The organism is Alitibacter langaaensis DSM 22999, from assembly GCF_003096995.1.
Taxonomy (GTDB): domain Bacteria; phylum Pseudomonadota; class Gammaproteobacteria; order Enterobacterales; family Pasteurellaceae; genus Exercitatus; species Exercitatus langaaensis.
In genome coordinates, this window is sequence record NZ_QENU01000009.1 from 1 (window position 1) to 22127 (window position 22127).

A 22127-nucleotide genomic window follows, 5' to 3' on the forward strand; every position below is an offset into this window, starting at 1 on the left:
GGAATGTGAATTTCGGTTTAACTTTGGAACACCCAAAATGCAGCTAAAAACATTGCGAAAATGGTGTGAAATTTAGGGCTAATCTACGTCAGCCCCTAAAATAATTAGTTAATCAAAGCTACTCATTAGAGTAGCTTTTCTTTCGCTCACTAATAAGAGAGAATTTTATGCGTTTATTTTCATTAAAAACGTTTCTTTTTTCGACCGCACTTTTGTCATTGGCCGCCTGTTCCACACTCGGCGAAAATGAATATGACGGCATCGGTTATAAAGGGCAGCTCAACGATCCTATCATGGTGATTACATTATTAAGCGAACAGCAGCGAGAATGGGGTGGTACACCTTATGTTCTCGGGGGAAACACCCGTAATGGCGTAGATTGCTCTGGGTTCACTCGTGTTACATTTATAGATCGCTTTAATATCCAATTGCCGAGAACCACAACCGAACAATCAAAATATGGCAAAAAAGTGCCGAAAAACCAAATCCAGACAGGAGATTTAGTGTTTTTCAAAACTGGACGCGGGCCTAATGGCTATCATGTCGGAATTTATGTGAAAGATGATAAATTTTTACACGCATCAACCAAAGGCGGCGTCATTTATTCTTCGCTAAACAATCCTTATTGGCTTAAAACATTTTGGCAGGTAAGACGTATCTAATGACAGATTTTACTTTTTTTATTTATGACTACGAGAGCTTCGGGGTTAATCCTGCAAGCGACCGTCCAGCGCAATTTGCAGGCATTCGTACGGATAAAGATTTCAACATTATTGGCGAACCTGTGATGCTATATTGCAAACAAACGAATGATTATTTGCCCAGTCCAGAAGCGGTATTGGTCACTGGTATTACGCCACAAGAATGTAATGAAAAAGGCGTGCCAGAGCCTGAATTTGCTGCTCGAATCTTAGCTGAATTTAGCCAACCCAACACCTGCGTGATGGGCTTTAATAACATTCGTTATGACGATGAAATGACGCGCTATACCTTTTATCGCAATTTTATCGATCCTTACGAATATAGTTGGAAAAACGGCAATTCTCACTGGGATTTATTGGATTTAGTCCGTGCCTGTTATGCACTGCGCCCAGAAGGGATAGAATGGGCGTATGACGATGATGGCATGCCAAGTTTTAGGCTAGAAAAGCTCACAGAAGTAAACGGAATCGCACACGAAAACGCGCACGATGCGATGTCTGATGTGTATGCGACCATCGCTATGGCAAAATTAATTAAAGAAAAACAGCCAAAACTTTTCCAATTTTTCTTTGAAAATCGCGGAAAAAGGGAAGTCGAAAAACTTATTGATACAGCGGAAATGACGCCATTAGTGCATGTCTCTGGTATGTTGGGCAATTATCGTGGCAACTGCACTTGGGTTTCGCCAATTGCTTGGCACCCAACCAATCAGAATGCGGTGATTGTTTGCGATTTGGCGCAAAATATCAATGACTTATTGATGAAAAGTGCGGTCGAATTACGCGAAAATTTATACACGAAGAAATCAGAATTGGAAGAACAGGGCGTTTTACCCGTTCCACTAAAACTGGTGCATATCAACAAATGCCCAATTCTTGCCCCTGCGAAAGTGTTATTGCCTGAAAATGCGGCAAGGCTAGGTATCGATCGTGAATTTTGCTTAGCGAACTTAAAAAAATTGCGAGAAACGCCCGAAGTGCGGTCAAAAATCGAAGAGATTTTTAAAGAAAATCGCCAATTTGAACGAAGCGATAATGTGGAAACGGAACTCTATAACGGCTTTTTTAGCCAGAATGATAAAAACAATCTCGCTATTTTGCGCCAATTATCGCCGGATAAATTAGCAGACCACGGGCTAACCTTTGAAGATAAACGCATTCCAGCATTATTGCTTCATTATAGAGCTCGCCATTTCTTCAAAACGCTAAATAGAACAGAGCAGTTGCAATGGGAGCGTTATCGCCGTAACAAGCTAGAAAAAAACGTATTAGATTTTGAGCAACGAATGCAAAACCTAATTCAAGAATATGCAGGCAATGAAGAAAAATTACAGTTACTGCATCAGGTATATGAATATGCCACCAAGTTGTTATAGAAAATTATAATTCTGTGACAGCATAACAAAAAACATTGGTAATAAATATTGCCAATGTTTTTTTATTTTCAAGGATCCTCCAAAAGAATGAACATGCAGATACCAAACTAAAACAATACATGGTACATACACAATTTAAAATAGATGATAACGCTACGCAAAAAATAGAACGCTTTATCAATAAACCCTCACAAAATTCTCTCAAATTTCACCATTAAAATCATTCTTCCATCAAAAATCTATCCACAATAAATGACTTGTTTAGCTAGTATTTTTACAAAATCCAATTAATAACTTCAGTTTTTAAATCTAAATAAGTCAGTAATCCCAATATTTGTACCTGCCAAGCAAGATCTAATGGTTGTTGATAAGTCTGTGATTTATTTGATCCGTAGTATTCCCTAATCTTATAACTAAATTCGCATAATGTATATTATGTTAAATAAACTATTTATTATGTCACAAATTACGACTTTTAACGGTGCTCTTTTAAGTTAAATTGTTAATTTGAAGAAATGGGATTTTTATGAATGGAGAATTTAGAAATAAAAATTGATAACGCTACGCGAAAAATAATCAGAGTTTGGCATGATTCTATGCCAGATTTTGCCAAAATGAATTTATTTTTATGTGGCATTTTTTTAGGGGAAAATTTTAGATTTTAAGCATATGACTTTTCTGATTTTATAGATTGACTATTAGATGACAATCAATGAAGAAAAATAATTGCTCATTTATTAGATTTGAAAATTCTAATCATCATATTTTTATCGTAACTATTTTTCGGACGATGAAAATTACAATTATTTCTAACTACTTTTTTCACATAATTTACAATCGATTTTGTGACGTTGTCATGAATAATAATTTAGAATTTTAGAAATTGGCGTTTTTGGTATGTGTATGGCAATAATTGAATTGAAAACTTTTAGTTATTATCCAGAATGCATCTACTTTATTTTAGCCTGCATTGCTGTTACATTTGTCCTAGTTTTGTATTCTCATTCATCGGCAAATCATGCCGCCAATGAATGCGATTAATTTTGAATATAACGCTCATTGCTAAGGAGCTTATCACATGATGTTATTGCCCTATTTTGAAAATCCAGATATCTTACACGTTAATACCACGCCTCATCATGCTTATTTTATTCCCTTTGCCAAAGACGAAACTGCTAATCAATTTGCCCGAGAAACTTCGTCTTTTTTCACCGCACTTTCGGGCTGTGATTGGGCGTTTAACTATTATATTAGCGTGAAAAATTTGCCTGACGATTTTCTAACCCAACCGTTACCGCACAAAATCCCCGTGCCATCAAATTGGCAAAATCATGGCTTCGATCATCATCACTATACGAATATTCACTACCCTTTTCCATTTGATCCCCCTTATGTGCCGATGGAAAATCCTTGTGGGCATTATCGTCATCATTTTTCACTTAGTAAACAGCCTAATAAGCGTTACCTGCTGAATTTTGAAGGTGTGGATAGCTGTCTATTTGTCTATGTAAATCAACAGTTTGTGGGTTATGGACAAATTAGCCACTGCACAAACGAATTTGATATTACCGATCAACTTAATTCAGGGGAGAACCAATTAGATGTAGTCGTATTGAAATGGTGCGATGGGAGTTATTTGGAAGACCAAGATAAATTTCGTATGTCAGGCATTTTTCGCGATGTATATTTGCTCACTCGTGATGAAAATTATCTGCAAGATTTCTTTATTCGCACCCAACTAACTGATGATTTCAATCAAGCGCAGATTCGCATTGAAACGCAATTTGTAGGGCAAAAACAAACCATCGATTTTCAGCTATTTAACCCTCAAGGAACGCTGATTTGCCAGCAAAGTGCGGTCGATTTTGCGATTATTTTGGATAATCCTGTTTTATGGAATGCGGAAAATTCACAGCTCTATCGTTTGGTGATGACTGTCGGTAACGAGCAAATTGAGCAAAAAATTGGTTTGCGCCATATCGAAGTCAAAAATGGCATATTACGATTAAATGGCGAAGCGATAAAATTCAAGGGCGTAAATCGCCATGATAGTGATCCAAAAACGGGTTATGCGGTTAGCCGTGAGCAGGCTTCGCTCGATTTACAGTTAATGAAACAGCATAATATTAATGCGATTCGCACCGCTCACTACCCTAATTCCCCTTGGTTTAGTGAAATGTGCGACCACTATGGTTTCTATCTGATTGCAGAAAGCGATATTGAATGCCACGGTGCGAGTATGCTTTATGTGGAAACGCCAGAACAAAGCATTCTGTTAAATGATCCGCGCATTAATCACGATGAAAAAATGCGCCAGCAAGCTATCGATAATTTCTGCTATTTTGCACGCAATCCTGCCTATAAATCTGCGATTTTAGACCGCACTTATGCCAATGTAGAACGTGATAAAAACCGCACATCAGTTCTTATTTGGTCATTAGGTAATGAAAGTGGCTATGGCGAAAACTTTGAAGCTGCCGCCGCTTGGATTAAACAGCGTGATTGCTCTCGTTTAGTACACTATGAAAGTTCCATTTATCAACATAGCGAGCATCAAAATGATTTAACCCATTTAGATTTTTATAGTGAAATGTACCCTGCAACCGAATCGCTCGACCGCTATTTCTCTCAGCCACAATCAAAACCTTACCTATTATGCGAATACAGCCATGCGATGGGCAATTCCAACGGAGATGCCGAAGATTATTGGCAAACCTTTGAAAAATATGCAGGTTCTTGTGGCGGTTTTGTGTGGGAATGGTGCGATCACGCCCCTTATTTGCCAGATGGCTCGGGAAATGTAGGCTATGGCGGTGATTTTGGCGATACGCCCAATGACGGCAATTTCTGTATGGATGGTTTAGTGTCGCAAGATCGTCTTCCCCATAGCAATTTATTAGAATTAAAAAATGTGAATCGCCCTGTTCGTGCATTTCGGCAAGATGACAAAATTCTCATCAAAAACTATTGGGATTTCACTAATTTAGCAGAGCAAATTTTCATTCGTTATACTTGGAAAGAAAATGGCAATGTTACCCAACAAGGTGAGTTGACCATTGATTGTGCGCCAAAACAAACCGCACTATTGCCGTTATCTTTGCCTGAATATCAAGGAAAATTTACCACCCTTGATTTAGCATATATCGCAAAAAATAGCACTGAATTATTAAGTTCGCAGCATAGTTATGGCTTTGATCAAATAGTGATTTATGACAGAGATTTGGTGCGCCCAAAAATCTCTCAAAATATCACCGCACTTTTATGGCAAGTTACAGAAACAACGCAAAAATTACACATTGAAAATGGCATTTTTAGTTATCAATTTGATAAAAATAAAGGCATTTTTAGCTATATTTCTAAAAATGGCTGCGCAATAATTGAACAACCTTTAGATTTTAATATTTGGCGTGCGCCGACCGATAATGATCGTTTAATCCGTGAACAATGGCAAAATGCGGGCTATGACAAGGCTTACAGCAGAGCTTATCAAATCAGCTGGTCGCAATCTGAAAGTGCGGTCATTATTGAAGCAGATTTAGCACTTGTTGCCACTTCAAAAAGCCGAATTTTAACTTTAAAAGTGATTTATCAGATTGAAAATGCTGGGGAATTGTGCATTCAACTAAATGCTACTCGCCCAGCACATTTGCCCTATTTGCCACGCTTTGGTTTGCGGTTTTTCTTGCCTAAGCAGTTAAATAAGGCACATTATTTTGGTTATGGCGATGCCGAAAGTTATATAGACAAATATCACCTTGCTCGACTTGGGCATTATGCTGTTGATATTTCTCATTATGAAATGCCCTATTTGAAGCCCCAAGAAAATAACAGTCATTACGGCACGCATTTTGTCAGTTTAGAGAGTTTTACAATCATGGCGGATCAGCCGTTTAGCTTTAATCTGTTGCCTTATAGCCAAGAAGAAATGACAGAAAAAGTTCACTGTTATGAATTGCACGAATGTGCATCAACGGTACTTTGTGTCGATTACAAAATGAGTGGCATTGGCTCAAATTCTTGTGGCCCAGTCCTAAAACCGCAATATCGATTTAACGAAACAGAATTTAATTGTTGTTTCTATATCAGATTTTAGGTGATAAAAAAGCGAGAAAAAATCTCGCTTTTTTGTTAAAGAAGATATGGTTTTATGCCACGGTTTTGTCTTTGATTTCAGTTGTGGCAGCATTGTTCATCACTGATTTCACGCCGTTTTTTGCCCCTTCTTGTGAAGCATAATATTGGCTGCGACCAATTTCTTGGTGATTTTTTGCTTTAAGTATGAAATATGGCTGATCGCTTTTAGTTGTTCTGTATTCAAAATTGCTTTCATCACCACCATTTTTTTGTACAGATTCAATCCCATTAAGCGCAGACGCTTTGGTTTTGTATAATTCACTGGTCAAAATAATTTGCGAATTTGCCGCATATAAATTAAACATAAATTGACCATCGTTTGCGAGTTTTAACTCATACCAACCTAATGCCATAAGAGTATTCCTTCTAAAATAATGTGGGATATTCCACATGTTCATCATAGGCTTTTTTTATTGTTTTTCAATATTTTTTACAATTCTTTATAAAACAAAAGTGCGGTGAAAATTTTTCATTTTTTCACCGCACTTATTTATCTTAGAAGCTTAGTTTTAGGCTTATTGACTACTCTGTTGCGCCAAATCCGCGTAAACCTACAACATGTACATGTTCTTGGTTGCCTGAGATTTTACGCACCAATTTATAGGTTGTTCCTTTTTCTGGGCTAATATTTTCAGGGGCGGCAATAAGCAATTGCATATCCAAACGTTCGCACAATTCAAATAGTGTGCTAATGGATTTGCCGTCCAAACGTGCCGCTTCATCTAAGAATAATAAACGGCAAGGTAAAATATCTTTACCGCGCAGACGGCGGCTCTCTTCTTCCCAACTTTGCACCACCATTAATAGGATTGACATCCCAGTACCAATCGCTTCCCCTGTGGATAACGCGCCACTTTCTGCACGCAACCAACCGTCGGCGCCACGATACACTTCCACTTCCAAATCGAGATAATTGCGGTAATCCAACAATTCTTCACCGATAGTTTGCGCTGTGCGCTGCCCCATATCAATATGTGGATTTAAGCGTTGATACAATTTCGCAATGGCTTCAGAGAAAGTCATTCGGTTGTCAGTGAAAAGATCTTGATATTCTTCTTGTGTGCCAGATAGCGCATCTAACAACATTGCGTGTGTATCACGAATATTCACCACTAAACGCACAGATTTCACTTGACCAAAGGCGATATTTTGCAAGCCTTGGTTCAACATACGAATACGATTTTGTTCACGCTGAATGGTTTTGCGCATAATATTCGCTACCGATTCAGAACTAATCGCCAATTTTTGTTCACGGCTAGTTAATTCATCGGTTAAGCGGTTAAGCTCAATTTCCATTTGTTCAATCGCATCAATCGGATCATCTGTTTTGATGATGTCTTGACGAATACGCTCACGCAAATGTTGATACACGGCAATAAAGAAACGCACTTTGTTTTCTGGTTTACGGCTGTCTTCAGAAAGGCGTAACGCATCGCGCAAATATTCATTGCCCGCCACCGCTTGGCGCAATGCCCCCAAGGCTTTATCCGACATAGAACGCAAATCATCCGCGGATAAATAAGCCAATTCTCGGCGATTCAGGCGTTTTTCCACATCAGAATTACGCGATAAACGCAACACCACACACCAACTTACTTTCGCCGCAACCACCAATTCACGTTGTTGTTTGTAATCACGTTCTGCTTTACGAATACGGCGGCTTAAGTTTTCCGCATCACTTTCAATTAAGGTTAATTGTTTTTCTACATAAGAACGGCGTTGACGGCTAGTTGATAATTGTTGATGCAATTCATCTTTGCGTAAACGTGCGCGCTCTTCTGCGCCTGCATCGGCACGAACGCCAAGCTCATTCACTTCGGTTACTAACTCTTGCAATAATTGATTTTTACTGCTTTGTGAACTTTGTAATTGAATGAACACTTGATTGTACTGCGCAAATTGCGCTTGTTTTTGGCGCACTTGTTCACGCTGTGCATCACGTTGCGCTTGCAGCTGTTCTAAGCGCGAACGTAATTGTTCATTTAAGCCATTCGTTTCTGTTTGCACATTATCTTCATAGCTAAAATGGGTTTTACGTTGCACCACATCCGCCAAGGCAAACACTTTTTGTTGCACTTGTTTTTGCATATTAATCGCTTGAGCCAAGTCTTCTTTCAAACGATCATAGTTTTCGGGATCACTCTGCAGCGTATTAGCGATTGGCTCTAATTGCGACAAAGACGCACCATATTGGCGAATAAAGAGTTCATCTTGCTCTGCAATATCTAATTGCTCACGACATTCTTCAATGCGGTCAAGCAAGCTGTCATCAGCGATAACTGCGAGTTGAGGAATCAATTTATTCAACAATTGCATCCGCTCTTTGGCGCTATCCAATTTCAAGCGTATTTGTTGTTCGCCTGTTGAAAGTGCGGTCAATTCACGCTCAATTTCATTGCGTTCAACGTTGATTTCGTGCATCAACTCTTCAGGATTTGGTAAGAATGCCAATGCCAAATGCAAACTAATAAACTGGCTGAATTGGCTATGAATACGTTGGCATTTTTGCACATCAAATGCCACTTGTGCATATTCTTCTGCCACTTCATCACGCTGAATTTCAAGTTCCGCCAGGTGTTTTTCGCGGGCAGCACGGCCAAATAATGGAATTTCAGGGAATTTAGAATAACGCACTTCGCGTTCAGAGACCTGAACCACCACACCGTGCTCTAATTCTTGGGCGGAAAGCACGCTATCATCAAATGCCGCAGGGTCGCCTTCGATAAGATATAAATCATCTGGGCAATCATCAATGGTTGCCAGCTGCGCTTTCACCGATTGAATATCACGCACCACAATGGCATGGCGCGCTGGTCCATAAAGTGCGGAGAAATATGGCGCATCTTCAATGGCAACATCATCATATAATTCCGATAACAGCACGCCACCAAAACGTTCAGCAAGCACATTCAAACGTGCATCTTCAGAACCGTCTGGTTGGCTTAAACGTGAGATTTGTTCATCTAATTTTTGACGTTTTTGCTCTAATTTATCACGTTGAATTGACAACTCGCGCTCTTTGGTAACTTGCGCTTGCATGAAATTCATCACATCTTGGCTGTCTTCAAAATGCTCGCCAGATTGTTCTTCCAAACGTTCTAAAGCCGCTTGAGCCGTGAGCCACGCAGGGGCTTTTGCGGCATTTTCATTATAAGCGGCATTCAGTTGCTCGCGTTTTTGACGCAACGTTGAGCGGTTTTCCACTTGCTCTGAAAGCTCTGCCGACAAGTCTTCTACCAGCGCATCCTGCTCATGATAAAATTCTTCCAATTCATCAGCGGTTTCAAGCTGCGTATTCGCGCGTTGATTAAAATCTTTTAATAATTTGACCGCACTTTGTTGTTGAGCATAACGTTGTTCCAGCTCATACAATTTAGCACGTAGTTGCGGTGTTTGTGCGGCTTGCACTTTTTGGGTTGGATATTCACGCAATAGCTCTTTTGCACTTTCCCAAGCCGCAGAACGTGGCACATCGCCTGCAATTTTGCAGACCAATTGATACGCTTTATCGAATTGTGATTTTGCCGTTTCTGAGATTGACATTTTTTGTTCAAGCTCAAGTACACGTTCGGTTAAGGTTTCAGCTTGTGCGGCAAATTCTTCATGGTATTCGTCCACATTTTTCACTGCAAGATCTGCCAAACCACATAATGTTTTTGCTTTTTCTAAGGCGTGGATAGCCTGTTGATATTGCAATGCGCGGGTTTGTTGAGCATCTAGCGCCTGTTGATAATCCGCTAATTGGCTGCGAATTTGATCCACTTCGCTATCAAGTTGCTCAAATTGTGCTTGGCTTTCTTCAAGCTGTTCATTGGCTGTTTCCACAACCATTTTTTGCTCTTCAAGCTTTTCAGTTAACTCATTGACATCATCTTGATAACGTTCAATTTTTTCTTGATGGCGCAACGCATTCAGCACCAAATTTAAATGGTCTGTTGCACTTTGGTGATCCACTTCAAGCACTTTTTCGCTTTCTACTAATTCTGCCGCTTCACGACTTAAATCAATCAAACGATGCTGCGCTAAATTTTGTTCTGATTTTGCGCTGTACCATTCTTTTCGGAAATTCAATGCGGTTTCGATATTTCCCTGACGCTCGTTAGCATTACGCATATAATCAGACGCCACATAATTGGTGGTTTCAGTGATTAAATGCTTGAATAAATCGCGGTCAGATTGGGTGACTTTAATCGCTTCTAGCGTCATACGGTTTTCACGCAACGCCGATTCCATATCTTGGAAAGCCTTACGCACGCCTAAATTTTCAGGCAATAAATAATCACGTAATGATTTGGTAATGGCGCTTGAAATCCCGCCATAAAGCGAGGCTTCAATTAATTTATAGAATTTGCTGCGATCCGATGAAGAACGAAGACGTTTTGGAATCACACCAAGATCAAACATCATGCCATGATAATCAGAAATGGAATGATATTGTTTAAACTGTCCGCCAATTTCCTCAATTTTGTCTTTTAATTCTGTTAAATTGAGCACTTTGGCTTGGCGATCATTAACCACTTCGGTGAAAAGTGCGGTCGGATTTAACGATAATTCGATCCCTTGTAAACTAAAGGTTTTAATATCGACTTTTTTATCGCGCCCTGCCACTTGCTGCAAACGCGCTCCCACGATAACACGCTGATGGCGAGAGTTAATGCAATCAAGCACCGCATAACATACACCTGGGCGTAATTTACCGTGCAAGCCTTTATCGCGTGAACCGCCGCTTGCTCCTGCTTCCGTTGTGTTGCGGAAATGTAGTAAGGTTAAATCAGGGATTAAGGCGGTCACAAAGCCTGCCATGGTCGTTGATTTACCCGCACCGTTACCGCCCGAAAGCGTGGTCACTAATTCATCTAAATCAAAGGTGCGCGCGAAAAAACCATTCCAGTTAATCAAGGTTAATGAACGGAATTTACCACGTTCTACGCCAGCTGGCGGCGCAAAGGGGGAAAGTGCGGTCAAATTTTCGAGAGTTTCTTCTTGTTGTTCAACCTCATTGATGACTTCATCGGCTTCAAGCACATCTTGCTCTAATTCAAATTCCGCCATTATTCCACTCCTTCTTGATTATCTTCATCTTCAAAATCTTCTTCATTATTGACCGCACTTTCATTATTTAATGCACCTTTTTCTGCGAAAAGTGATTCAGGTGTTGCCGCTTCACCATCACGAATTAAGCGTAATTGCGCTTCACGCGGGTCTTCCCCACCTCGCACTTCGGCACCAAAGCGGAAGACGGATTCAGAAATTGTAAATTTACCGCTATTTTGCTCGCCGACCGTATGCAACATGCCTAAACGGCGTAAACGCCCAATTGCCGCGCGCACTTTTTCTGCCAATTTTTGTTTATCTAAATCTGAACCGCTGGCACGCAAGTTAATGGCTTTTAATAATTTGGCTTCATCGGCAAGATTTAACAATTCGTCATACACGTCTTGTACAGTAAAAATCCCTTGTTGCGCCAAGCGTTCTGGGCTGAGATAGAGATAACATAATACTTTGCCCACCAGCATTTCTAATTCACTTAACACCGAACGCGCAATTAATGTGGTCGCTTTTGGGCGCAAATAGAAAAAGCCCTCTGGCGCACGAATTAATTCCACATTGTAGCGGCGATAAAAACTGTCCAATTCATTTTGGAAATCCGCTAAAAATGCATAATTATCAATATGTTCTTGGGCTATATGTCTGCCCGAACGCAATAAACTATCCACCGCAGGGAATAAAGGATTGGCGATTGCTGCCGCCAATTTTGTTGAAATTAAGTCTTGAAGATTTTCGTTCATAGTTATCTTTCCGTAGGGTGGGTTTGCTCACCCACCAAATTATTCACAGTGGGCTATGCCTTGACAAGGCTCGGCAATCGCCCCCCTACGTTATTTAATTTTTCTTAAAGTTTTCTGCCGTTGTTTGGCTGATTTATAATTTTAAACAATGCTATTTTCTTGCTAGAAAACGCCTACGCTAACATCATTTATATTCATCAATCACATTGGCTTGCACTTCTGCGCCATGATGATTGATTGTCTGCCATTGCGAATAAACGCCAGAAAGATCCGTACTTGCCATACCTAAACGCACCGCCTGATCAACGATAATCCGCGCCACATCAAAATGGCGAGAAAGCGGATAATTATCCAGTTGTTGTTTTAACACTAAGCTCAAATCAATCGGTTGGTTATGCTCTCGGTGATTAATCAGCAAGGCTTGCATCGCTTCCACGATTTGATCATGTAAATCAGAAAGTTGTTCGTATTGCAATTCTTCTGGCAATTCGCCTAAGGCATCTTCATCACGCAACACAAGCTCTTCATCACGCAAATCAATTAAGCGTTCAGCCTGTGCTGTCCACAAATACCAAGGAGCATCGAAATAATGATGAATAGAATTGCGTAAACGTTGGCTGAATACCCGATTTTTATCCATATCAATGGCGGTACGAATAAATTTATGTACATGGCGGTCATAGCCTATCCAAAGATCGATAGCTTGTTGCCCCCAACTGATAATGCGGTCTAATTTCGCCTGTAAATCCACAATAAGCTGATCGATAAAATATAGCTCATCGTGGCCGATAACGCTGTCTTGAATGCGTAATAATTGGGCTTGTAATTTATCGCCCGCGGCATTTAATGTATCTTGCAATTCACGCAAATTGCCCGAAGTTTCATCTAACAAACGTTCACAGCTCGCAATTGCCGCTTGCCAATCTTTGCTCAGCAGACTGGCGATTTCTTCTTTAATGCTTTGCTGATTTTCATCCATTATGCGTTGCGACAAATCAATGCTGTCAAAAATTTCTGCCACAGAGTATTTTAACGGGGCAAACACATTACGGCGCCAATAATATTCATCTTCATTTTTGCGATTTCCCTCTTCCGCCGCTTCAGAAGCACGCTGAATTTCATCAGCCACAATGGCGAGCTGCACAGAAAGACGCAAAGCCGAAAATTCACGTTGACGAATATAATAATCGGACACGCCCACCCCTAGCGGAGTTAAGCGATAAATAGATAAACCTTCGGTGAATTCACTGCTAAAACGGTTAAGAAAACGCTGTTTGACTAATTCATTAATGGCGTTATTGGCACGCGTGGTGACCGCATCGGATAAATCGAATTCTTTGGATACTTGACGATAAATATCGACTAAATCGCTTTCTTGCATTTCCCCATCGAAACGCTCATTGTTGTAAAGCGCGATGGCGAGCAAAAAGGCTAAACGCTCGGTATTTAGGCTCAGCGAAAATTCTCGCTCTTTCGCCCAAGAGACCAGTTCTGGAATAGTTTGTGATGTTTCGGACATTGATCTTTTCTCAATACACAAAAATTTCGCTGATTATACAGTAATTTATGCCAATCTTACAGCGCGAATTTTTGACAAAATTTTTTATTTTTTGACCGCACTTAAGGCGAGTCGTTAAAAGCACGATAAACTATTGGACATTCTGTTTAATGCTAATGAATAAACCAATTCGCACGCTCCCTAATAAAACGCTTTAGCTACAATTTCACAAGCGCGCAGAACATTCTTCCCTGTCATTTTTATTGATTTTTCTAAATAACTCCGTAACATACACAGGCATTTTTTATGGCGTCATGCTTTGGCGAACTGCGCGGTTTAAGCGGATGCCTAATTTATTACAAATATACGAAGAATCAAGATGACTGAACAAACTGAAAAAGAGAAAAAACAGATTTATAACCTGAATAAACTACAAAAACGTTTACGCCGCAATGTGGGCAATGCGATTGCTGATTTCAATATGATTGAAGATGGCGATAAAGTGATGGTGTGTTTATCTGGGGGAAAAGATAGCTATACTTTATTGGATATTTTACTGAATTTAAAACTAAACGCGCCTATTCATTTTGATATTGTGGCGGTTAATTTAGATCAAAAGCAGCCGGGCTTTCCTGAGCATGTACTCCCCGAATATTTGCAATCTATCGGCGTGGAATACAAAATTGTGGAAGAAAATACCTACGGTATTGTGAAAGAAAAAATCCCAGAAGGCAAAACCACTTGTTCACTCTGCTCTCGCTTGCGCAGAGGGATTTTATACCGCACGGCCACAGAGCTTGGTGCTACCAAAATCGCGCTAGGTCATCACCGTGACGATATGTTAGCCACGCTATTTTTAAATATGTTTTACGGCGGCAAAATGAAATCAATGCCACCAAAATTGATGAGTGATGATGGCAAACATATTGTGATTCGCCCTTTAGCCTATTGCAAGGAAAAAGAGATTGAGAAATATGCAATGGCCAAAGCATTCCCGATTATTCCTTGCAATCTATGTGGCTCGCAACCGAATTTGCAACGCCAAGTGGTGAAAGAAATGCTAAACACTTGGGATCGCCAATACCCAGGACGTTTAGAAACGATGTTTTCAGCGATGCAAGATATTGTGCCATCTCACTTATGCGATCCAAAACTATTTGATTTCAAAGGCATTACTCACGGACAACAGTTAGAGGGCATTGATGGCGATATCGCCTTTGATAAAGAAGAGCTCCCTCAAATTCCTCAATTTGATGAAGACGATGAACAGCCTAATTTTGCAAGTGAAAGTTTAATTCAATTTAAAGAAGTCAATTAGCATTGAGATAAATCATCTATTTCATTCATAAAAGTGCGGCCAAAAATTGAAAAATTTTCACCGCACTTTTGTTTTTATCACAATTATTCCTATTCACTTTTTCAATCCCCATTATTTCTAGCCTTAGCACTATATCTCGTGTTTGTGACAAGGTTTATAACCTAAATTTAGTATTTAACAACGCGAAATCTTGTGGTTGATCTTAAATTATTATCTATATATAGTATGCAATGGAATTTGCAAACACTACATATAGGAATTTTGATTATGACATCCTTCTACGTAATTAAGCGTGATGGTTCGCGCGCTAGCTTTGAAATTCAACGTATTATTAACGCCATTAAAAAAGCGGCGAAAGCGGTTTCGATAGAAGACGAACGATATTATCATCATGTTGGTCAGCAAGTCTGTGATGAAATTTTCACCGATTATCAAAATGAAATTGATATTAGTCATATCCAACGAATTGTAGAAAATAAATTAATGGCAAGCGCTTATCCGCAGGTGGCGCGTGCTTATATTGAATATCGCCACGATCGTGATTCGGCTCGTGAAAAACGCAGCAAACTCACAAAAGAAATTGAAGGTTTGATTGAGCAAACCAATATGGCGGTGTTAAACGAAAACGCTAATAAAGATTCTAAAGTAATTCCGACACAGCGTGATTTATTAGCGGGTATTGTGGCAAAACATTATGCCAAACAATATTTATTGCCAAAAGATGTGGTGGATGCCCATGAACGTGGGGAAATTCACTATCACGATTTAGATTATGCGCCATTTTTCCCGATGTTTAACTGTATGCTCGTTGATCTTAAAGGCATGTTGACGCAAGGTTTCAAAATGGGCAATGCGGAAATCGAACCGCCTAAATCTATTGGCACCGCCACTGCCGTTACCGCACAAATTATCGCCCAAGTTGCCAGCCACATTTATGGCGGCACCACAATCAACCGCATTGATGAAGTATTAGCCCCTTATGTTCAGCTCAGTTATGAAAAACTGTTAAAAACGGCACAAGACTGGAATATAGCCGACCCTAAAGCCTATGCTGATACGCTGATTGAAAAAGAATGTTACGATGCATTCCAATCCTTAGAATATGAAGTGAACACTCTCCACACAGCGAATGGGCAAACACCATTTGTTACATTCGGTTTCGGTTTAGGAACCAGTTGGCAAGAACGCTTAATTCAAAAATCAATTTTGAAAAATCGTATCCGTGGCTTGGGCAAAAATCACAAAACTCCAGTGTTTCCGAAATTGGTCTTCACCATTAAAAAAGGCATCAATCAATCCCCTGCTGATCCTAATTATGATGTGAAAAAACTTGCCTTAGAATGCGCTTCAAAACGTATGTATCCTGATATTTTGAATTATGATCAGGTGATAAAAGTGACAGGGTCATTTAAAGCTCCAATGGGATGTCGTAGCTTCCTTGGCAAATATGAAGAAAATGGACAAGAAATTCATGATGGGCGCAATAATTTAGGTGTGGTGAGTTTAAATCTTCCGCGCATTGCATTAGAAGCACAGCACGATGAAAAACGTTTCTTTGAATTATTAGACCAACGTTTAGCCTTGGCGGAAAAAGCCTTAATGACGCGTATTGCTCGCCTTGAAAATACCAAAGCTCGTGTAGCCCCAATTCTTTATATGGAAGGCGCTTGCGGCGTACGCCTAAAAGCTGATGACTATGTTGCAGATATTTTCAAAAATGGACGTGCATCTGTTTCTCTCGGTTATATTGGTATTCATGAAACCATCAATGCCTTGTATAACCAAGGTCATATTTTTGATGATGAAATGCTGCGTGAAAAAGGCATTACCATTGTAAACCGTTTAAGCCAAGCCACTAAAGCTTGGGCAGAAGAAACAGGCTATGCCTTTAGCCTTTACTCCACCCCAAGTGAAAATCTGTGCGATCGTTTCTGCCGCTTAGATACAAAACAATTCGGCGTGATTGATGGGGTAACAGACAAGGGATACTACACCAATAGCTATCACTTAGACGTGGAGAAAAAAGTCAATCCATACGATAAGTTAGACTTTGAAATGGCATATCCACCATTAGCCAGCGGCGGTTTTATTTGCTACGGCGAATACCCGAATATTCAACATAATCTCAAAGCATTGGAAGATGTGTGGGATTATTCTTATGATCGGGTACCTTATTACGGCACGAACACGCCTATTGATGAATGTTATGAATGCGGTTTCACGGGCGAATTTGAATGTACCAGCAAAGGTTTCACTTGTCCAAAATGCGGCAATCACGATAGCGAAAAAGTGTCGGTCACTCGCCGTGTTTGTGGTTATCTAGGCAGCCCTGATGCAAGACCATTTAACCCCGGCAAACAAGAAGAAGTCAAACGCAGAGTAAAACATCTGTAATGGAATATGGCTTTCTTGCCTATATAGAAAATAGGAAATATGCAAGAAAGTCATTCCAAACATGCTCAATTTTATCATCAAAGAACAATATGCATTATCTCCAATACTACCCCGTTGATATCGTTAATGGCGAAGGCACTCGTTGTACACTCTTTGTTAGCGGTTGTGAGCACGCTTGCCGTGGTTGTTACAATCAAAAAAGTTGGCCATTTAGTGCAGGGCTTGAATTTGATGAAGCCATGGAACAACAAATTCTGAAGGATTTAAAAGATACGCGGATTAAACGCCAAGGCTTAACCCTTTCGGGGGGCGATCCAATGCATCCGCGCAATCTTGAAACCTTATTGCCTTTTGTGCAGCGCATTAAAGCGGAATGCCCTGATAAAGATATTTGGGTGTGGACAGGCTATAAAATTGAGGAATTAACTGGCATACAACGTCAAATGCTGTCCTATGTTGATGTAATCATTGACGGTAAATTTGAGCAATCAAAAGCCGATCCTGCCTTGGTTTGGCGCGGCTCATCAAATCAAAATGTATATCGCGTTCACAAAGAAAATCAGCGGATTGATTTTGTGCAAATTTTATAAACCGTATTAAATCATCCGCCGACAATTATCCTATCCAAACAAATGCAGCGAGTTTTGCCAAATCACTTCTTTAATTTTTTCAGGTGTTTCAGCACGCAGTTGGCATAACGCCTGAAATACATTTTCAATGCGCTCGGGGCGGTTAGGCTGCCCTTGAAAACCAAACACGGGCATATCGGGGCTATCTGTTTCCAATAGCAATCCGTCTAAAGGCAGTTTCGCAATCGCCTGCCGTGTTTTATTCGCTCGTTCATAAGTAATCGTCCCCCCTACGCCAATTTTATAACCTAAATCTAAAAATCGTTTTGCCTGTTCATAACTGCCTGCAAAACCATGCACGACACCTTTTCGGGCGACATCAATACGTTTTAGAAAAGTAAAAAGTTGGTCGTGGCTTTTTCGGCTATGCAAATTCACGGGAAAATCATATTGCTTGGCTAAATGCAATTGTGCTTCAAAAAATTGGTATTGTTTCTTCCATAGCAACGCTGCGGTTAATTCTGGCACGGCGCGCTCTAAACCTATTTCCGCTACGGCTGTTAAATTTTTGTGACGTTGTGACAAAAACTGTTCCAAACAATCCAAATCCGCTAAAGTATGTTGTTTAATATGAAGTGGATGCAATCCTAAACTATAGCGTAAATGTGCTGGATAAAGTGCGGTCAAATTTTGAATAGTTTCGAAATCTTTTCTCATCACGGCGACAATCAGAATTTTATCTACCCCGGCCGAAAGCGCATTTTGCATAAGCGTTTCTAATGGTTCTTGAGTAAATTGATGAAGATAGTCTAAATGGGTATGCGTGTCGAAAAATGATACAAATGACATAGTTTGAACCACTCTTTGTAACAAAATATTGGGCGCTATTATACACATAGATAACGCTGACTTGTGAATAAAACTTGCCGAATTTTCACCGCACTTTTAGGCGCATTTCATTGAGAAATCGGCAAATTTCAAGTACAATACGGGCCTATTTTAAGCATGAGAAAAAATATGTCTGAAATTAAATTAATCGTGGGCTTAGGCAACCCAGGCGCTAAATATGAAGGCACACGTCATAATGCTGGCGAGTGGCTGATTAATGAACTTGCTAGAATGCACAATGTCAGCTTGAAAGAAGATTCAAAATATTTTGGTAAAACTGCCAAAATTTCCACCGCACTTGGTGATGTTTGGTTGCTTGTTCCAACCACATTTATGAATTTAAGTGGTAAAGCCGTTGGTGCTTTGGCGAATTTTTTCCGTATCAAACCAGAACAAATTGTGGTGGCGCACGATGAATTGGATTTACCCTGCGGAGTTGCCAAAATCAAGCAAGGCGGCGGACATGGCGGGCATAATGGCTTAAAAGATATCGTTGCTGCATTGGGGAATAACAACAACTTTTACCGTATTCGTATCGGTATCGACCACCCAGGCGCGAAAGAATTAGTGGCAGGTTATGTATTAAGCAAAGCAGCACCGCAAGATCAAGAAAAAATTAACGCTGCTATTGATGAAGCAAGCCGTTGCCTTGAGATTTGGTTCAAAGACGGCGTAACCAAAGCAACTAATCGCTTAAATAGCTTTAAGGCATAAATAAAAGATTTTCTCTCAACGACAAAATCTATTTCACACAATATAACGAAGAATTTAACCAATACGAATTCAACTAATAGGAAAACAAAAATGGGATTTAAATGTGGTATCGTGGGTTTACCAAACGTGGGTAAATCAACATTATTCAACGCATTAACAAAAGCAGGTATTGAAGCGGCAAACTACCCTTTCTGTACCATTGAACCGAACACAGGTGTCGTGCCGATGCCCGATCCGCGCTTGGATGCATTAGCTGAAATCGTCAAACCTGAACGAGTGCTGCCCACCACAATGGAATTTGTGGATATCGCAGGCTTAGTGGCTGGCGCAAGTAAAGGCGAAGGCTTAGGAAACAAATTCTTAGCCAACATTCGTGAAACAGACGCCATTGGCCATGTTGTGCGCTGCTTTGAAAATGATGACATCGTGCACGTTGCGGGCAAAATTAGCCCCGCTGATGATATTGATATTATCAACACAGAACTTGCGCTTGCAGATTTAGACAGCTGCGAACGCGCTATTCAACGTTTACAAAAACGTGCCAAAGGTGGCGATAAAGAAGCAAAATTTGAATTGTCTATTATGGAAAAAATCTTACCTGTGCTTGAAAACGCGGGAATGATTCGCTCTGTTGAGTTAGACAAAGACGAATTGCACGCCATCAAAGGGTATAATTTTTTAACCTTAAAACCAACAATGTACATTGCTAATGTGAATGAAGACGGTTTTGAAAATAATCCTTATCTAGATCAAGTGCGTGCGATTGCGGAAAAAGAAGGTGCAGTTGTTGTGCCTGTTTGTGCGGCAATTGAATCGGAAATCGCAGAACTTGACGATGAAGAAAAACTCGAATTTTTACAAGATTTAGGCATTGAAGAGCCTGGCTTGAACCGTGTAATTCGTGCAGGCTACAAATTATTGAACCTACAAACTTACTTCACCGCTGGCGTAAAAGAAGTGCGCGCGTGGACAGTTTCTGTAGGCGCCACCGCACCGAAAGCCGCCGCCGTGATTCATACCGACTTTGAAAAAGGCTTTATCCGCGCTGAAGTCATCGGCTACCAAGACTTCATCGACAACAAGGGCGAAGCTGGCGCCAAAGAAGCGGGAAAATGGCGTTTGGAAGGCAAAGATTACATAGTACAAGACGGTGATGTCATGCATTTCCGTTTCAATGTGTAATAACTTATAGCATTTCAATCTATAAAAATAAGCAAAAATTCAACCGCACTTTTAACAAATTTGTTAAAGTGCGGTTATTTTTAGGGAAATTTATGAGATTAAAAATTCCGCCACCCTTATTATTTTTCGCTTGTGTTATTCTCATTGGATTATTACCCCCAAATGAGATTGCTCTTCCCTTAATGGTGCGTAATTTTATGGTTGGCAGCCTTGTTTTAATCGCAACCCTAATCACAGGTTTAAGCCTTTATGCTTTTTATCAGACCCGCACAACGCTACATCCGAGAAAGCTAGAGAAAACTTCATCGCTGATTACCACAGGGATTTTTCGCTTTAGCCGAAACCCGATGTATCTCAGCCTTGTCATCTGGCTGCTGGCTTGGACGTTATTTTTAGCGAATCTATGGGGGCTGATCGTTATTGTGGGCTTTATGCGCTATCTCACGCAATTTCAAATCAAACCTGAAGAACAGCTTCTTGAACAAAAATTTGGACACCTATTTTTACAATACAAACAATCTGTTAGACGATGGATTTAAGGAAAACTATGACAATTACAATTCTTGACGGCGGTATGAGCCGTGAGCTTATGCGTTTAAACGCCCCTTTTAAACAGCCCGAATGGTCTGCACTTTCCCTTTATGAAAAACCTTCTGCGGTGCAGCAAGTGCATGAAGAATTTATTGCCAGTGGCGCACAAGTTATCACCACCAACAGCTATGCTGTCGTCCCTTTTCATATCGGCGAGCAACGCTTTCATGCAGACGGCAAAATGTTGGCAGATCTCGCAGGGTGTTTAGCCAAAAGTGCGGTCAAAAATAGCGGGAAATCGATCAAAATTGCAGGATCACTCCCCCCAATGTTTGGCTCTTATCGTGCTGATTTAATCGAAAAAGATCGCTTTGCTGAAATTGCTCAGCCTATTATTGACGGGCTTTCGCCTTATGTGGATTTTTGGCTTTGTGAAACGCAAAGTGCGATTATCGAGCCGGTTTCCATTCAAAAATTGCTACCCAAAGATCATCGCCCACTCTGGGTTTCGTTCACCTTAACGGATGAACACCCAACCCCAGAACCACAATTACGTTCGGGCGAAAGCGTGAAAAGTGCAGTGGAAAAAATGATAGAAATTGGTGTCTCCGCCATTTTATTTAACTGCTGCCAACCTGAAGTGATTGAGCAAGCTTTAATTGTAACCAAACAAACGTTGCAAGCGCAAAATGCAAACCATATTCAAACCGGTGCCTATGCCAATGCCTTTGCGCCACAGCCCGAAGATGCCACCGCCAATGATGGTTTAGACGAAGTGCGTAAAGATTTAGATCCGAATGCCTATCTTGCTTGGGCAAGAAAATGGGTGGCGCAAGGCGCGAGCATTGTTGGCGGTTGTTGCGGTATTGGCAAAGACTATATCGAAGTTTTAGCGAAAAACTTAAATTAACAGAATTGCGGTGAAAATTTTTATTATTTTGACCGCACTTTGCGCACTGCAACTTGCAGACAAAAGATGAAATTCGTTCATTTTCGCAATGAAAATAATGAATTCGCTAAGGTGAGCGGAATC

General features: G+C 40.4%; 16 protein-coding genes and 1 pseudogene. 12 read left to right on the forward strand and 5 right to left on the reverse strand.

The window, feature by feature from the left end:
* The 5 genes and pseudogenes from C8D76_RS06720 to C8D76_RS06735 form a co-directional block, all read left to right on the forward strand.
* A pseudogene (locus C8D76_RS06720) lies at window positions 1-76 on the forward strand (IS1595 family transposase); the annotation flags it as partial.
* 91 nt (window positions 77-167) lie between these two features.
* The gene (locus C8D76_RS06725) at window positions 168-662 is read left to right on the forward strand and encodes a C40 family peptidase (RefSeq protein ID WP_116632025.1); all 495 of its coding nucleotides are present in this window, start codon (window positions 168-170) and stop codon (window positions 660-662) included.
* Complete coding sequence (sbcB, locus tag C8D76_RS06730; protein ID WP_116632026.1) at window positions 662-2077, forward strand: exodeoxyribonuclease I; 1416 nt, start codon at window positions 662-664, stop codon at window positions 2075-2077. The genes C8D76_RS06725 and sbcB overlap by 1 nt, the downstream gene beginning before the upstream one ends.
* 530 nt (window positions 2078-2607) lie before the next feature.
* A complete protein-coding gene (locus C8D76_RS10070) occupies window positions 2608-2742 on the forward strand; it encodes a hypothetical protein (protein ID WP_279305828.1) in 135 nt (44 codons plus the stop codon).
* Between the two features lie 416 nt (window positions 2743-3158).
* The gene (locus tag C8D76_RS06735) at window positions 3159-6170 is read left to right on the forward strand and encodes a glycoside hydrolase family 2 TIM barrel-domain containing protein (protein ID WP_207775008.1); all 3012 of its coding nucleotides are present in this window, start codon (window positions 3159-3161) and stop codon (window positions 6168-6170) included.
* A 52-nt stretch (window positions 6171-6222) separates the two neighbouring features.
* On the opposite strand, the gene C8D76_RS06740 is transcribed toward C8D76_RS06735, so the two are convergent.
* The 4 genes from C8D76_RS06740 to mukF form a co-directional block, all read right to left on the reverse strand.
* Window positions 6223-6564, reverse strand: a complete 342-nt coding sequence (locus C8D76_RS06740; RefSeq protein WP_116632028.1) for a YegP family protein — start codon at window positions 6562-6564, stop codon at window positions 6223-6225.
* Between the two features lie 169 nt (window positions 6565-6733).
* Entirely contained in the window at window positions 6734-11263 is a 4530-nt protein-coding gene (gene mukB, locus C8D76_RS06745; RefSeq protein ID WP_116632029.1) for a chromosome partition protein MukB, read from the reverse strand.
* Window positions 11263-12000: a chromosome partition protein MukE gene (mukE, locus tag C8D76_RS06750; RefSeq protein WP_116632030.1), complete on the reverse strand. Its 738-nt coding sequence runs from the start codon at window positions 11998-12000 to the stop codon at window positions 11263-11265. Before mukE ends, mukB begins: the two co-directional genes overlap by 1 nt.
* Before the next feature lie 184 nt (window positions 12001-12184).
* A complete protein-coding gene (mukF, locus tag C8D76_RS06755) occupies window positions 12185-13519 on the reverse strand; it encodes a chromosome partition protein MukF (RefSeq protein WP_116632031.1) in 1335 nt (444 codons plus the stop codon).
* A gap of 358 nt (window positions 13520-13877) precedes the next feature.
* Between mukF and ttcA the strand changes: the two genes are divergently transcribed.
* The 3 genes from ttcA (at window position 13878) to nrdG (ending at window position 17800) form a co-directional block, all read left to right on the forward strand.
* Window positions 13878-14816, forward strand: coding sequence for a tRNA 2-thiocytidine(32) synthetase TtcA (gene ttcA / locus C8D76_RS06760; RefSeq protein WP_116632032.1), 939 nt, complete (start codon window positions 13878-13880; stop codon window positions 14814-14816).
* A gap of 267 nt (window positions 14817-15083) precedes the next feature.
* The gene (gene nrdD, locus C8D76_RS06765; protein ID WP_116632033.1) at window positions 15084-17210 is read left to right on the forward strand and encodes an anaerobic ribonucleoside-triphosphate reductase; all 2127 of its coding nucleotides are present in this window, start codon (window positions 15084-15086) and stop codon (window positions 17208-17210) included.
* Between the two features lie 89 nt (window positions 17211-17299).
* Complete coding sequence (gene nrdG / locus C8D76_RS06770; protein ID WP_116632034.1) at window positions 17300-17800, forward strand: anaerobic ribonucleoside-triphosphate reductase-activating protein; 501 nt, start codon at window positions 17300-17302, stop codon at window positions 17798-17800.
* Window positions 17801-17830: 30 nt separating this feature from the next.
* Here the strand turns inward: nrdG and C8D76_RS06775 are convergent, their stop codons facing one another.
* On the reverse strand, window positions 17831-18628 hold the full coding sequence (locus tag C8D76_RS06775; RefSeq protein WP_116632035.1) for a TatD family hydrolase: 798 nt from the start codon (window positions 18626-18628) through the stop codon (window positions 17831-17833).
* 168 nt (window positions 18629-18796) lie between these two features.
* Between C8D76_RS06775 and pth the strand changes: the two genes are divergently transcribed.
* The 4 genes from pth to C8D76_RS06795 all read left to right on the forward strand — a co-directional run bounded on the left by pth (window position 18797) and on the right by C8D76_RS06795 (window position 22004).
* Window positions 18797-19381: an aminoacyl-tRNA hydrolase gene (gene pth / locus C8D76_RS06780; RefSeq protein WP_116632036.1), complete on the forward strand. Its 585-nt coding sequence runs from the start codon at window positions 18797-18799 to the stop codon at window positions 19379-19381.
* A 90-nt stretch (window positions 19382-19471) separates the two neighbouring features.
* Window positions 19472-20563, forward strand: coding sequence for a redox-regulated ATPase YchF (gene ychF / locus C8D76_RS06785; RefSeq protein WP_116632037.1), 1092 nt, complete (start codon window positions 19472-19474; stop codon window positions 20561-20563).
* A 92-nt stretch (window positions 20564-20655) separates the two neighbouring features.
* Window positions 20656-21102 carry a methyltransferase family protein gene (locus C8D76_RS06790; protein ID WP_116632038.1) on the forward strand — a complete coding sequence of 149 codons (447 nt, stop codon included), beginning with the start codon at window positions 20656-20658 and terminating at the stop codon, window positions 21100-21102.
* Between the two features lie 8 nt (window positions 21103-21110).
* A complete protein-coding gene (locus tag C8D76_RS06795; protein ID WP_116632039.1) occupies window positions 21111-22004 on the forward strand; it encodes a homocysteine S-methyltransferase family protein in 894 nt (297 codons plus the stop codon).
* The last annotated feature ends 123 nt before the right edge of the window (window positions 22005-22127 follow it).